This window comes from Nonomuraea sp. NPDC050786, assembly GCF_040654115.1.
Classification (GTDB): domain Bacteria; phylum Actinomycetota; class Actinomycetes; order Streptosporangiales; family Streptosporangiaceae; genus Nonomuraea.
Genome location: NZ_JBFAHJ010000002.1, coordinates 602,921 through 616,377 on the forward strand (window position 1 = coordinate 602,921; position 13,457 = coordinate 616,377).

14 protein-coding genes are annotated in these 13,457 nt (G+C 72.1%); 4 read left to right on the forward strand and 10 right to left on the reverse strand.

The features are described 5' to 3' along the window. Positions 1-13: 13 nt before the first annotated feature. From AB0H84_RS07170 to AB0H84_RS07190, 5 genes are all read right to left on the reverse strand, one after another. Complete coding sequence (locus tag AB0H84_RS07170; RefSeq protein ID WP_357599396.1) at positions 14-652, reverse strand: adenosylcobinamide amidohydrolase; 639 nt, start codon at positions 650-652, stop codon at positions 14-16. Further along, positions 649-1,422, reverse strand: coding sequence for an ABC transporter ATP-binding protein (locus AB0H84_RS07175; RefSeq protein ID WP_357599399.1), 774 nt, complete (start codon positions 1,420-1,422; stop codon positions 649-651). The genes AB0H84_RS07170 and AB0H84_RS07175 overlap by 4 nt, the downstream gene beginning before the upstream one ends. After that, positions 1,419-2,453 carry an iron ABC transporter permease gene (locus tag AB0H84_RS07180; RefSeq protein ID WP_357599402.1) on the reverse strand — a complete coding sequence of 345 codons (1,035 nt, stop codon included), beginning with the start codon at positions 2,451-2,453 and terminating at the stop codon, positions 1,419-1,421. The genes AB0H84_RS07175 and AB0H84_RS07180 overlap by 4 nt, the downstream gene beginning before the upstream one ends. A 2-nt stretch (positions 2,454-2,455) precedes the next feature. Next, positions 2,456-3,406, reverse strand: a complete 951-nt coding sequence (locus tag AB0H84_RS07185; RefSeq protein WP_357599405.1) for an ABC transporter substrate-binding protein — start codon at positions 3,404-3,406, stop codon at positions 2,456-2,458. A 200-nt stretch (positions 3,407-3,606) separates the two neighbouring features. Then, positions 3,607-4,464: a Gfo/Idh/MocA family oxidoreductase gene (locus AB0H84_RS07190; protein ID WP_357599408.1), complete on the reverse strand. Its 858-nt coding sequence runs from the start codon at positions 4,462-4,464 to the stop codon at positions 3,607-3,609. Between the two features lie 154 nt (positions 4,465-4,618). Between AB0H84_RS07190 and AB0H84_RS07195 the strand changes: the two genes are divergently transcribed. Beyond that, complete coding sequence (locus AB0H84_RS07195) at positions 4,619-6,115, forward strand: alpha/beta hydrolase (RefSeq protein WP_357599411.1); 1,497 nt, start codon at positions 4,619-4,621, stop codon at positions 6,113-6,115. 60 nt (positions 6,116-6,175) lie between these two features. Here AB0H84_RS07195 and AB0H84_RS07200 read toward each other — a convergent pair whose 3' ends face one another. Genes AB0H84_RS07200 through AB0H84_RS07215 form a run of 4 tightly spaced genes read right to left on the reverse strand, consistent with a single transcriptional unit; the run spans position 6,176 to position 9,910 of the window. Further along, the gene (locus tag AB0H84_RS07200; RefSeq protein ID WP_357599414.1) at positions 6,176-7,015 is read right to left on the reverse strand and encodes an SDR family oxidoreductase; all 840 of its coding nucleotides are present in this window, start codon (positions 7,013-7,015) and stop codon (positions 6,176-6,178) included. Beyond that, on the reverse strand, positions 7,012-8,205 hold the full coding sequence (locus AB0H84_RS07205; protein WP_357599417.1) for a cytochrome P450: 1,194 nt from the start codon (positions 8,203-8,205) through the stop codon (positions 7,012-7,014). The genes AB0H84_RS07200 and AB0H84_RS07205 overlap by 4 nt, the downstream gene beginning before the upstream one ends. Continuing rightward, positions 8,202-9,158: a phosphotriesterase-related protein gene (locus AB0H84_RS07210; protein ID WP_357599420.1), complete on the reverse strand. Its 957-nt coding sequence runs from the start codon at positions 9,156-9,158 to the stop codon at positions 8,202-8,204. The genes AB0H84_RS07205 and AB0H84_RS07210 overlap by 4 nt, the downstream gene beginning before the upstream one ends. Then, the gene (locus AB0H84_RS07215) at positions 9,143-9,910 is read right to left on the reverse strand and encodes a phytanoyl-CoA dioxygenase family protein (RefSeq protein ID WP_357599423.1); all 768 of its coding nucleotides are present in this window, start codon (positions 9,908-9,910) and stop codon (positions 9,143-9,145) included. The genes AB0H84_RS07210 and AB0H84_RS07215 overlap by 16 nt, the downstream gene beginning before the upstream one ends. Before the next feature lie 98 nt (positions 9,911-10,008). On the opposite strand from AB0H84_RS07215, the gene AB0H84_RS07220 reads away from it, so the two are divergent. From AB0H84_RS07220 to AB0H84_RS07230, 3 genes are all read left to right on the forward strand, one after another. Further along, positions 10,009-10,653: a hypothetical protein gene (locus AB0H84_RS07220; protein ID WP_357599427.1), complete on the forward strand. Its 645-nt coding sequence runs from the start codon at positions 10,009-10,011 to the stop codon at positions 10,651-10,653. Positions 10,654-10,711: 58 nt separating this feature from the next. After that, positions 10,712-11,620, forward strand: a complete 909-nt coding sequence (locus tag AB0H84_RS07225; protein WP_357599430.1) for a TIGR03621 family F420-dependent LLM class oxidoreductase — start codon at positions 10,712-10,714, stop codon at positions 11,618-11,620. A 121-nt stretch (positions 11,621-11,741) separates the two neighbouring features. Continuing rightward, positions 11,742-12,326 (forward strand): histidine phosphatase family protein, encoded by a 585-nt coding sequence (locus AB0H84_RS07230; protein WP_357599433.1) that lies wholly within the window; start codon positions 11,742-11,744, stop codon positions 12,324-12,326. A 156-nt stretch (positions 12,327-12,482) separates the two neighbouring features. Here the strand turns inward: AB0H84_RS07230 and AB0H84_RS07235 are convergent, their stop codons facing one another. Beyond that, positions 12,483-13,430: an AraC family transcriptional regulator gene (locus AB0H84_RS07235; protein ID WP_357599436.1), complete on the reverse strand. Its 948-nt coding sequence runs from the start codon at positions 13,428-13,430 to the stop codon at positions 12,483-12,485. Positions 13,431-13,457: the final 27 nt, after the last annotated feature.

Genomic DNA, 13,457 nt, shown 5'->3' on the forward strand with positions numbered 1-13,457 from the left:
TGCCCAAATTCCGTCACTTAAAGTCACGAGGCCGCCACGCCTCACCACCCCTGCGCACGGCCGTGTGCACGGCCCGAGCCAGCCGCGCCCCCCACTCCGAGCGCGGCCCCCCGAACAACTCCGCGGGACCCTCCACCGGCACCGCCACGCACACCGCGTCCGACGCCGTCCCCGTGCACGGGAACCCCGCCTCGATCAGCGCCTGCGACTTCGCCTCCGTGACCGTCATCACCGCGTTGACCAGGGCGGCGTCCGTCATGGCCACCGGCAGCACGGCCACGATGTTGATCGTCCCCACCCGCATGGGCGCCAGCTCCGGGTCCGCGACCCCCTCGGGGGCGGCGGCCCAGGTGGGGACGCGGAGGCCGACGGTCGCGTACGCCTCCACGCCGCCATCGGAAGCCTGGACGTAACGGTCGACGGAGGCGGCGGTCAGCATGCCGACCCCGTCACCCCCGGGGCCTAACGACACCAGGTGATCCACCGGGTCCATCCGCGCATAGCCCGCCACCACCTGCGCGTTCAGCACCCACTCGCGGACCCCGATGCCGCCGCCGAGCAGGGCGGAGGAGATCATCCGCCACCCCGGACCGAACTCCCAGAGCAGCGCCCCCAGCCGCGCCCCGTCCTCCACCCGATACGTGAGCTTCACGGCCCTCCCCTGACCAGGTGCACGACGGGCCGGCCGTCCGGCCCTGGCTCGATCTTGACATGGGCGTCGAAGTGCCGTCCCACCAACGACTCGGTGAGCACCTGGGCGGGCCGGCCCGCGGCCGCCGCGCGCCCGCCGGCCAGCAGGAGCAGGGCGTCGGCGTAGAGGCCGGCGACGGTCAGGTCGTGCAGGGTGGTGACGACGGTCAGGCCGTCGGCCCGGCGCAGCCGGTCCACCAGCTCCAGCACCTGCTGCTGGTGACCGAGGTCCAGCGCCGTCGTCGGCTCGTCGAGCAGCAGGACGGGCGCCTGCTGGGCGAGCGCCCTGGCCAGCACCACGCGCTGGCGCTCGCCGCCGGACAGCTCCCCGACGCGGCGCATGGCGAGCGGGGCCAGGTCGAGCCGGTCGAGCACCGACGCGGTGACCTCCCGGTCGTGCGCGCTCTCCCGGCCCAGGTAGGGGATGTACGGGGTACGCCCGAGCAGCGCGTAGTCGAAGACCGTCATGTCGGGCGGCAGGGCGGGGGCCTGCGGGGCGTAGGCGAGCAGGCGGGCCCGTTCGCGGGGCTTGAGCCGGGCCGACGGCCGGGAGTCCAGGATGACCTCGCCCCGGTGCGCGACGAGCCCCATGACGGCCTTGAGCAGGGTGGACTTGCCTGCCCCGTTGGGCCCGATGACGGCCAGCCACTCGCCGGCCCGCACCTCCAGGGAGACGTCGGACACGACCTCGCGGTCGCCGAGCCGTACGGACAGCCCCTGAGTCCTGATCACGTGGCCGCCCGCCTGGTCATGCGCAGGACGCCGACGAAGAACGGCGCCCCCACGAACATGGTCACCACCCCGATCGGCAGCTCGGCGGGTGCGAGCACGGTGCGCGCGATGAGGTCGGCCAGCACCAGGAACGCGCCGCCGCCGATCAGCGAGAGCGGCAGCACGATCCGGTACGACCCGCCCGCCAGCCGTCGCACGATGTGCGGGATGACGATGCCCACGAACCCGATCAGCCCGCTCACCGCGACGGCCGCCGCGGTCGCGAGGGAGGCGGCCAGCAGCACGGTGAAGCGCACCCTGGCCGCCCGTACGCCGAGGCTCGTGGCCTCCTCGTCGCCCACGGAGAGCACGTCGAGCATCCGCCCGTGCAGCAGGAGCAGCACGGCCGAGACGGCGGCGTACGGCAGGACCAGCCAGAACTGGTCCCACCCGCCGCCCACGTCGCCGAGTATCCACGAGTAGATGCGCTGCAGCTCCTCGACCTTGAACTGCTGGATGAACGTCTGGATCGCGGTCAGGAACGACGTGACCGCCACCCCGGCCAGCACCAGCGTCGCGGTGCCGCCCGCGCGCCCGGCGGTGTTGCCGAGCGTGTACGCGAGGAACACGCCGCCCACGGCCCCGAGGAAGGCCACGGCCGGGATGCTCGCGGCCGTCCCCGGCAGCAGCACGATGGCCGCGGTCGTCGCCAGCCCCGCCCCGGCCGCGGCGCCCAGCAGGTACGGGTCGGCGAGCGGGTTCCTGAACACGCCCTGGTACCCCGCCCCCGCCATGGCCAGCAGCCCCCCGACCACGGCGGCCAGCAGCACGCGGGGCAGCCGCAGCTCGAACAGCAGCCCCTGCTCGACCGGCGCGAGCCCGGAGTCCACGTGCACGAACGGCAGCCAGTCCACGGCCTGGAGCACCACCTGCCAGGGCGAGATGTCGGCGGCCCCGTCGAGCAGCCCGGCGATCATGCAGACGGCCAGCACGCCCAGGGCGCCCGCCACCCAGAGGGGTCTGGCCCTGGACGGGCCGGCCTGCCGCGCCATGGTCAGCTCTTGGTCCCGGCCTTGGCCACCGCGGCGCCGATGGCCTCGGCGAGCTGGACGACGCGCGGCCCCCAGCGGGAGGCGAGGTCGTCGTCGAGCTGGATCACCTGGTCGTTCTTGATGGCGGACAGCCCCTTCCAGCCGGGCCGCTTGGCCAGGGTCTCCTTGCTCTGCCCGCAGCACTTGACGTCACCCAGGAAGACCAGGTCGGGGTCGGCCTGGGCGACGAACTCGGCCGACAGCTTGGGATAGCCGCCCGCCTGGTCGGGGGCCTTGTCGGCGATGTTCGTGAGCCCGAACATGGCGTAGACCTGCCCGATGAACGTCTGGGACGTCGCCGCGTACGGCGTCTGGTCGAGCTCGTGATAGTAGGTGAGCTTCTTGTCCTTGGGCGCATCGGCGGCCAGCTTCTCCATGGCCGTCTTCATGCCGGAGACGACCTCGTCCGCCTTGGCCTTGTTGCCGGTGGCCGCGCCGATCTCGGCGATCTCCTCGTACGCCTCGTCCAGCTTGACGGCGGCGGGCTCGAGCAGGACGGGCACGTTCACCTTGCCCAGCTCGGCGACGACGTGGTCGATGTCGTTGGAGACGATGACCAGGTCGGGCTTCTTGGCGACGATGGCCTCGACGTTCGGCTTGAAGCCGGACAGGTCGCTCTTGGGAGCCTCCGGCGGGAAGTTCGACTGATCGTCGACCGCGACGACCTGGGAGCCGGCGCCGATGGCGAAGAGCGTCTCGGTGTGGGTGGCCGAGAGGGAGACGATCCGTTCGGGCTTCTTGGCGAGGGTGACCTTGCCGTTGCCCGCCTCGATCGTGACGGGGAATCCCGCCGAGGAAGCGGGGGCAGCAGCTGTGGGGGCGGCGGAGGGAGTGGGGGTGGCGGTCTGGCCGCATCCGGCCAGGACCAGCGTTCCCAGCAGCGCGCCCGCGAAGGCCGTGCGTACGGGCCTCACGAGTAGTCCTTTCACACTGTCGGAACCGAGAGACCCGCGTTTGAGCGACGGATCACCCTTTTCCACGAGGGTTGATGACGTCGGCGCAGAGGCAGGCGACCTGGCTATGACAGTTGCGGGACAGCGCCGGATTCGCACCGGACTTCGCTGCAGCACTGCGCGTCGGACAAACGCTATCAATGCTCCAGATGCGCGCCGCGTCAAGGGGCGAGTTGGGCCTCCGCCTCGGCGATGATCGACTGGAGCCTCAGCCCGTGGGCGGCGTCGAGGGGGTGGCCGCCGCCGTTCCGCACGGTCTCGGCGAACTCCGCCACGAGCGTGACCATGGGGTCGTCGTCGAACCTCCCCAGCACGGCGCTGCCGGCGCGGCCGTACACGGCGAACGTGGACGGCGGCGGGTCCCCGGCGGCGGCCATGCAGAGCGACGCCTCGCTGACCGCGCCGCCCTCGTGCTCCAGCAGCAGCCCGGTCCAGGCGAGCGGGTCGCCGTGCGCGCGCACCCCGATCACCCGGCCCAGGGCGGCGTCGAGCAGGTCGATCACGTGCGGCCCGACGTCGAGCAGCGCGCCCTTGTCGAGCCGCCACGGGGTGGCGTAGGGGTGGTCGCCGAGGAGGACGCCGGAGATGTTCGCGGCGTGGCCGCCGAACGCCTGGATCTCGCGGCACCGGGCCAGGAACGCGCGGGTCTGGGCGGCGTACCGCATGGTGAGGACCATCTGGGAGGCCACGCCCGCCTCCGCGACGGCCTCGGCGAGGCGCCGGGCGTCGTCCAGCGTGTCCGCGAGCGGCTTCTCCAGCAGCAGCGCCTTGCCCGCGCGGGCGGCGCGGACGCCGAGCTCGGCCTGCACGGCGGGCGGCACGCAGAACGCCACGGCCTCGCAGGCGTCGAACAGCTCCTCGATCCGCTCGAACACCGGCGCCCCGAGCCGGGCGGCGGCCTCGGGCCGGCGGGCCCAGACCCCTGCCAGCCGCGTGTGCGGTCCCCTGGAGAGCATCGGCGCGTGCGCCCGCTCGGCCCACGGCCCCGCTCCGATCAACCCCACCGCCACCGGCTCCATGAATTCCTCCCTTTTGTGGTGGATCTTCCCACATTGCGTAAGGCGATCTTTGTAGCATGTACCGCTGTCCGGCCCTTTACGGGGAGTAAGGGGCACAGTGAGCTTCACCACGGGGAATGATTCAATGCGAAAAAGCATCATCAGTACGTTTCTGATGGGCTTAGTGCTGGCGACCTCGACCGCGGGAGCCGCCTGGGCCGAGCCGAGCACCCCCACCCCCGCACCCATCGACTGGGCGGCGTGCGGCGACTACGGCGGCGAATGCGCCACGATCAAGGTTCCGGTCGACTACGCGAACCCGTCCGGCGCCACCCTCGACCTGGCGATCGGCCGGCTCAAGGCGCTCAACCCGGCCAAGCGCATCGGCGTGCTGGTCGTGCACCCGGGCGGGCCCGACGCGTCGGGGATCAACCCGTTCATCCTCCGCAACGCCATCCCCGCCGAGAGCGCGATGCGCCAGTACTTCGACCTGGTCAGCGTGGACCCGCGCGGCGTCGGCCGCAGCAACCCGGTGCAGTGCGACCTGGACCTGCTCGAGCAGATGCCGGCCACCTACCCGGCCAGCGAGAGCGAGTACCAGACGTGGCTGGCCTACAACGCCAAGCTCTCGCAGAACTGCCGCGAGCGCACCGGCCCGCTCTTCGACCACGTCGACACCACGAACGCCGCCCGTGACGTGGACTCCATCCGCGCCGCGCTGGGCGAGAAGCAGATCAGCTTCTTCGCCCTCTCGTACGGCACCCAGGTCGGCCAGCAGTACGCCGAGCTGTTCCCGCGCAACCTGCGGGCCATGGCGATCGACTCGAACATGGACCACAGCATCACCTCCGCCTTCCGCTACCTGCAGACGACCACCGAGGACTTCGAGGGCTCGTTCAAGGCGTTCGCCAGGTGGTGCGGCCAGACGCCGGCCTGCGACCTGCACGGCGAGAACGTGACGGCGGTCTGGGACGGGCTGCACCGCAAGGCGGCCGAGGGCACGCTGAAGGACCCCGCCACCGGCGAGCCGATCACGGCCGAGCAGCTGCGCGTGTTCCTGTTCAACGGCATGTACGACCCGGCGGGCAGCTGGTTCGAGGTGGCCGCCACCCTGAACGCCCTCCGGGCGGGCAAGGCCGCCAAGCTCCCCGCCGTGGCGACGCCGAAGGCGGAGACCGTCAGCTACGCCTACCCGGCCATCTGGTGCTCCGACTGGAAGTGGCAGGTCACCAGCTTCAGGCAGCTCGACCAGTACCGCAGGCAGCTTGAGGCGCTCTACCCGCACACCAAGCTCTCGCCGTTCTGGTCGGACGTCGTGTACTGCCTGGGCTGGCAGGCCAAGGTCACCAACCCGCAGCACCGGCTCGACATCTCGGGCGTCTCGCCGGTCCTCCTGCCCAAGGCCCGCTACGACGTCGGCACCCCGGCGGCCTGGAACTACGCCGCCGCCTCGCAGATCCCCAAGTCGAGGATCCTCGAGTACGACGGTGTGGGTCACGGCCAGTACCGCAACAGCACCTGCGCCCGCAACCACATCGAGACGTACCTGACGACCTTGAAGCTGCCGCCGAGCGGCACGCACTGTCCTCCCGAGTACCCGTCGCAGCCGCCCACCTCGGTGCGCGCAGCGGCGGAGCAGCCGCTGTCGGTGACCGGCCGGCCGCTGCACTGACCTGACGCAGCTACATGGGCACGATGGGCGGGCGCCCCGCGCGGCGCCCGCCCATCGGCGTCACTGGGCCGCGCGCCACCGGTGGATGGCGTGCTGGGGACGGTGGGCGAGCGTGCCGGAGTCGATGGCGACCGTCTGGCCGGTGACGCAGCGGGCCTCGTCGGAGGCGAGGAAGCACACCAGGTTCGCGACGTCCTCGGGGGTGCAGGCCCAGGGCAGGAGGCGCTCGGCGGCCTTGTCGGTGAGCTGCTCCTGGGTCATGACGCGCTGGGCGGTCTCGGTGAGGACGAGCGCGGGGGCGACGGCGTTGCAGCGGATGCCGCGGGGGCCGTACATCGTCGCCACGTGCCGCGTGAAACCGATCAGGGCCGCCTTCGAGGCCCCATACGCGGGGTGGACGGTATCCCCCACCAGGGCGGAGACCGACGACATGAGGACGATGGCGCCGCCGTCGGGCATCGCGGGCACCGCGTGCTTGACCGTGAGCATGGCGCCGCGCAGGTTGACCTCCATCGTGCGGTCCCAGACCGCGGGCTCGAGCGAGTCCAGGTCACGGTCGCGGCCGTAGACGTCGGCGTCGAGCGCGGCGGCGTTGGCGTGCACGACGTCCACCCGGCCGAACGACGCGACCAGCGCCGCGACGGCCTCCTCCACCTGCTTGTCGTCGGAGACGTCGCAGGTCAGCGCCATGGCGGAGCCGCCGTGCGCGCGGATGGCGGCGGCGGTGGCCCGCGCCCTGGCCGCTCGTAGGTCGAGCACGCCGACGCAGGCGCCCTCGGCGGCCAGGCGCTCCGCGCAGGCCGCGCCGATGCCCGAGCCCGCGCCCGTCACCAGCGCGACACGGCCGTCGAACCGGCCTGGAGGCCCGCCGTCGAACCGGCCTCCGAGGCCGGTGCTCACCACTCCACCGCCAGGGCGGCCAGGCCGCGGCCGACGAGTGACCTGCGGTAGGCGATCGGCTCGCCGGGGACGAGCCTCAGGCGGGGCAGGCGGCGGCCGAGCACCTCGAGGGCGGTACGCAGCTGCAGGCGGCCGAGCGCGGCCCCGACGCAGAAGTGGATGCCGTAGCCGAAGACCATGTGCTCGGCGGCGTTCGGCCGGTCGATCAGGAAGCGCTCCGGATCGGGGAAGACGCTCTCGTCGTGTGCGGCGGAGTCGGTGGAGAGCAGGACGAGGGAGCCCGCCGGGATCGTCACGCCGTGCAGGGAGACGTCGGCCACGGCGTGGCGGAACGAGCCGAGCGCGGCGCCGTCGATGCGCATGCACTCCTCGACGGCGTTCGGGACCAGCTCGGGCGGCACCGGCCAGGCGTCCTCCCGCAGCAGGCGCAGGACGGCGTTGCCGAGCTGGTTCGGGACGGTGTCGTTGCCGCCGAGCAGGATGGTGGAGATCAGCTCGACGACCTCGCGATGGGTCAGCTCGGCGCCGATCAGGGAGGTCATCAGGGACGTGAAGTCGTCCTGCGGGTCTTTGGCCCTGGCGGCGACCAGCCGATCCACATAATCCAGATATGCCAGGAAACTGTCGGCGAGTTCGAGCTGGCGGTCCGGGGGCTGCGGCGACAGGAAGAGCTGGAACCAATCCTTCACGTGCGCCTGGACGAACGCCTCGTCGGCCTCGGGCACGCCGATGAAGCGGGCCGTCAGCTTGATCGACGGCTCATGGCCGACCTCGGAGACGAAGTCGGCTCCCTTCCTCGGTGCGAGGCGGTCGAGCAGGTCCTCGTTGAGCCGCCGGAACGCCTGCTCCATGGCCGCGACCGCCCGGGGCGTGAACGCCCTCGACACCGACCGGCGCAGGCGGGTGTGGTCGGGCGGGTCCACGTTCGCCACGAAGCTGGACAGGAACGAGCCGTGCTCGCCCAGCTTCGCCTTGGTCTCGCGGGTCAGGCTGCGGGAGATGGTGAGCGAGCCCTTGGAGGAGAAGCGCCGCGGGTCGCCGTAGGCCGCCCGGACGTCGGCGTAGCGGGTCAGCACGTACGCGCCGAGGTGCTCGCTCCGGAACACCGGCCGCTCCTGGCGCAGCCTCCGCAGGAAGTCGTACGGAGCGGCGACGTGCCAGTCCGAGCCGACGTCGAAGTCCTCGATCATGCGAAGATCCTCCGCGGGTTGTCGACGAGCATCTGATGGAGCTGGTCATCCGTGACGCCCCTTTTGCGGAGCTCGGGCAGGACGTCGCGGGAAATGTGGAGGAGGTGGTAGTTGGGGTGGCGCTGCCGTACGACGTCGGCGTCGAAGCGGTCATTGAAACAGTACGAGTCATGACTTAAGACCATTTTTTCGGCGTGTCCGCGCTCGCACATTTTCGCCACTATTTCCACGCGGTCCTGGAAAGGACTGATCGTCTCTATGCCGAAGCGGTCCATGCCGAGGTAGGAGCCGTTCGCGACGAGCTCTTCCAGGTAGGCCACGTCGGTGGAGTCCCCGGCGTGCCCGATGACCACCCGGCTCAGGTCCACGCCCAGCTCGCCCAGCAGCCGCTGCTGCTCGAGGCCGCCCCTGGATGCGCTGTGGGAGTGCGTGGTGATCGGCGCGCCGGTCTCCAGGTGCGCCTCCGCGACCGCCCTGAACACCCGCTCGCACCCCTTGGTCAGGCCCAGGTGGTCGGAGGCGCACTTCAGCATGGCCGCCTTGACGCCGGTCCCGCCGATGCCCTCGACGATGTCCCGTACGAAGAACTCCGGCAGCCGGTCCGGCCCCCCGAACAGCGAGCCCGGTCCCCGGTTGGCGAAGTACGGCGGCAGCGCGTCGTAGGTGTAGAGCCCCGTGGCGACCACGATGTTCACGCTGGTCAGCTCCGCCACGCGCCGCACCGCGGGGACGTACCTGCCGAGCCCCACCACGGTCAGGTCCACGATCGTGTCGATGCCCTCGGCCTTCAGCGCGTCGAGCTTGCCGGCCGCCTCGCGCGCCCGCGTCTCGAGGTCCCACCCCTCCGGGATGTCCGGCCAGTTCCACAGGATCTCGGGGCTCAGCCCGAAGACGTGCTCGTGCATGAGCGTCGCCCCCAGGTCCGCCACCGGGCCCCTCACGGTCTCAGGCATGGGAACCTCTCGTGCTCGAACGGCCGGTTGACCTCGAGTCCGAGCCCGTCGGTCTGCCGGTACGGCAGGCCGGTGTAGAGGGCGTCGGCGTCGAAGTACGTCACGGTGAACGACAGGCGCGGGGTGTCGCGGCGGTTCGCGGGCGCGCCGTGCACGGTCAGGGCGTGGTGCACGGTCGCGTCCCCCGCCCGCAGGTCGAGCGGCGGCGACAGCTCCAGGTCCTTGAGCCATGGGTGCTGGCTGAGCTGGTCGTCCCCCGGCCGGGTGAAGCTCCGCCCGAGCAGTCCGTAGCGGTGGGAGCCGTCGTAGAAGCGCAGCGACCCCATGTCGGCGGGCACGTCGGCGAGGGCCAGCCACACGGTGAGCATGGCCGAGCGGTCCATCGGCATCCACGGGAAGTCCTGGTGGAACTCCGTCGCGCCGTGCTCCCCCGCCTCCTTGACCAGGAGGTTGGTGACCTGCACGCGCACGGCCCGCACGCCGCGCAGCAGCCGGACGGCGTTGCGCCCCATTGCGGGGCTCAAGGTCAGCGCGCCGAACATCCCGTCGCTCGCCGCGATGTCCCTCGACTGCCCGAACGCCTCGTCGACCAGCGTCTCGTGACTCCTGGAACGCGCGCCCAGGAAACCCTCGGCCCGCTCGCGCAGCACGGCCACGGCGCCCGGATCGACCAGCCGCTCAAGCCGTACCCAGCCGTGTTCGTCGAAGAACGCCGCCTCGTCATCCGTCACCTGGCGCACGGGGATCTCCATGGGGCCCAGTCTGGCACCTAAGCAAGCGCTTGGTAAGACCCGTGCGTTGAGTACCCCCTACTCATGCGCGGCGCGGCCGGCGAGCTCACCCTCAAGGCATGACCACAGTCGAGACCACCCCCGCCACCACCGGTTTCACCCGGAACGCGATGATCGCCTGCGCGATCGTCTCGCCGCTCGCGGTCGCCGCGGCACTGCTGTTCGCCCCGTTCGACGCCACGACGGAGGGCGAGCCGTACATCCGGGGCCTCCTCGCCCACCTCGACTCCTACCCCCTCTGGAGATGGGTCGGCGCCCTCGGCACCGCCACCCTCATCCCCGCGGTCTTCGCGGTGAGCAAGGTGGCCCGGTCGGGGCGGCCCGTGCTGGGTCTCGTGGGCATGGTCCTGGCGTTCATCCTGGCCCTGCCCTTCGGCATGAACGACGACGACGTCATCTACGCGGCCGCCAAGGCCGGTCTCGACGTGCCCACCACCAACCGGCTGGTCACCGAGCTGAGCGACGGGGCGCCGACGGCGGTGCTCGGGTTCGGCTTCTTCCTGGCCCTGCTCGGGTTCGTCCTGCTGGGGGTCGCCGCACTCCGCAGCGCGGCGCCGAAGTGGGCCTCGATCGCCATGATCGTGGCGCCGTTCCTCATCCCGGTCGCCTGGCTCGCCCAGCTGCCGAACGCGGCGGCGGGCGCGGCCTGGCTCGTCTTCACCGCCGCCTCCGGCGGCATCGCCCTCGCCCTCCCCCACGACTGACGACGGCGGAGCACGTACAGTGTCGCACAAGCGCTTGCTCAACACGGCGGGAGGCATCGTGCGGCGGTTCAGGTTCGGGGCGGTGGTGCGGGAGGCCGAGTCGGGTGAGGCGTGGGCCGAGAAGGCGAGGCGGCTCGAGGGCCAGGGGTACGACGTGCTCCTCGTGCCCGATCATCTCGTCGGGCCCCGGTTCGCGCCGATCGCCGCGCTGACGGCGGCCGCCTGTGCCACCACCAGGCTGCAGGTCGGCACGCTGGTGTTCGCCAACGACTTCCGGCATCCGGCCGTGCTGGCCAAGGAGGCGGCCACGCTCGACCTGCTGTCCGGCGGGCGGCTGGAGGTCGGGATCGGGACCGGGTGGCTGGCGGGCGACTACGCGGGCGCGGGGCTGGTGCTGGAGCCGCCCGGCGTGCGGGTGGAGCGGCTGCGGGAGGCGGTCGCCGTGCTGAAGGGGCTCTGGGGGGACGGGGCGTTCAGCTACCAGGGCAGGCACTATCGCATCGACGGGCTCGACCAGCGGCCCAAGCCCGTACGGAAGCCGCGCCCGCCGATCGTGCTCGGCGGCGGCGGGGCACGGACGCTGCGGCTGGCGGCCCAGGAGGCGGATGTCGTGAACATCGGGATGCGGGTCCGGCCGGACGGGACCGGACCGGACGAGAAGGACGGCGGGCTGACGGCGTTCCTGGACAAGCTGGAGGCGGTGCGGGAGGCCGCCGGGGAACGGTACGCCGGGCTGGAGCTCGGGACGAGCGTGATGCAGATCGGCGAGCGGAAGGCGGAGGAGGCGTGGAGCGCCGCCGACAGCTCGTCGCTCGTCGGAACACCCCAGGTGCTGCTCGGGACCCGCGCCGACATCATCGACAAGCTCCGCTATTGGCGGGACGAGCACGATATTTCGTACTTCGTGGTGCACCATGAGCGCGACCTGGACACCTTCGCCCCCGTCGTCGAGGAGCTCGCCACCTGATGCGGGGCCTGATGCGGGGCCTGATGCGGGGCCTGATGCGGGGCCTGATGCGGGGCCTGGTGCGAGGCCTGGTGCGAGGCCTGGTGTGAGCGGAAATGGGCCGTGCCCGATGATGGAGCCCATGAAAGAGATGCTGCTGCTCCGGCACGGAGAGACCGAGTGGAGCAAGGCGGGCCGGCACACCGGCCGCACCGACCTGCCGTTGACGGAGCACGGCGAGGACCAGGCCAGTGCGCTGGCGTCGCTGGTGAAGGGGCAGGTGTTCGACCTGGTGCTGGTCTCCCCCGCGCAGCGCGCCCGGCGTACGGCGGAGCTGGCCGGCCTGAACGGCTACGAGGTGGACCCCGACCTGTGGGAGTGGGACTACGGCGGGTACGAGGGCATCACCACGCCCGAGATCCGCAGCACCCGGCCCGGGTGGTACCTGTGGCGCGACGGCGTGATCCCCGGCGACGCCGAGCATCCCGGCGAGAGCGCCGAGCAGGTGGCGGCCCGCGCCGACCGGGTGATCGCGCGGGCCAGGGCGGTCGAGGGCCGGGTGGCGCTGGTGGCGCACGGCCACTTCCTGCGGGTGCTGGCCGCCCGCTGGCTGGGCCTCGGCCCCGAGGAGGGCAGGCTGCTGAAGCTCGACACGGGCACGTACTCGCGGCTCGGCTTCGAGCACGAGGAGCCGGTCCTGACGACCTGGAACGCCCCCATCGGCTGAGCGGACGGCCAAGGCCGGTCGCCACCGGCCGGGCTGATCCGGTGGCCAAGCCCGGCCGGCGCCCGCCAGGCCGATCCGGTGGTCCGGATTACCGCCGCCCGACGGGCTCATCCGGCGGTCCAAGGATGATCGCCGCCCGCCGAGCCGGCCCGGCGGTCACGGATGACCGCTGCCCGCCAGGCCGATCCGGCGGCGGTACTCGCGCGGCGACGCGCCCGTGACCCGCTTGAACGCGTTGCTCAGCGCGCTCTCCGAGCCGTAGCCGACCCTACGGGCGATCACCGCCACCGTGTCGTCGCCGCGCCGCAGGCGGTCGGTGGCCAGTTCGATCCGCCAGCCGGTCAGGTAGTCGAGCGGGCTCTGCCCGACGGTTCGCTTGAAGCGGGCGGCGAGCGTCGACCGGGACACCGCCGCCGCCTCGGCCAGCTCGGCCACCGTCCAGGCGTGGGCCGGCCGGGCGTGCATGGCCCGCAGCGCAGGGGCTACGACCGGGTCGGTGAGCCCGGCCATCCAGCCGGACACCGCGCCCTGCCCGGCGCCGGCCAGGTGCAGGCGCAGCAGGTGGATCAGCATGACGATGGCGAGATGCTCGGTGACCAGGGTGGAGGCGAGCGACCGGTCGCGCAGCTCGGCCTCGATCTGCTCGAGCGCCCACCGTACGGTCGCGGCCTCGGCGGTGCGGCCGGGCACGTGGATCACCGGCGGCAGCGCGTCGAGCAGCAGTTCGCGGGCCCGCTCGCCGAAGTCGAACCGGCCGCCGAGGAAGACCGCGTCCTCGCCGGTCCCCACTCTGGCCACGCCGTCGGTGGCCGCCGCGAAGACCGGGCCGGCCGGGACCGGCCGCAGCCCCGGGCCGCTGGCCATGGTGAAGGCGCGTGGCTGGGTGAGCAGGAAGCAGTCGCCCTTGACCAGCTCGATCGGCTCCGGTACGCCGTCGACGGTGAGCAGGCAGCGGCCGTCGCCCACCGCGACGAACTTGACCGCCGGCGGCGGCCCGTACGACAGCGCCCACTCACCGCCCGCGATCAGCCTGACGGACAGGCGGCTGGTCGTGCCGACGAGGGCGAGGACGTCTTCGAGGGGATCGGCTTGCTGGACGCTCACGCAACTATGGTGGATCCTGAGCCATTC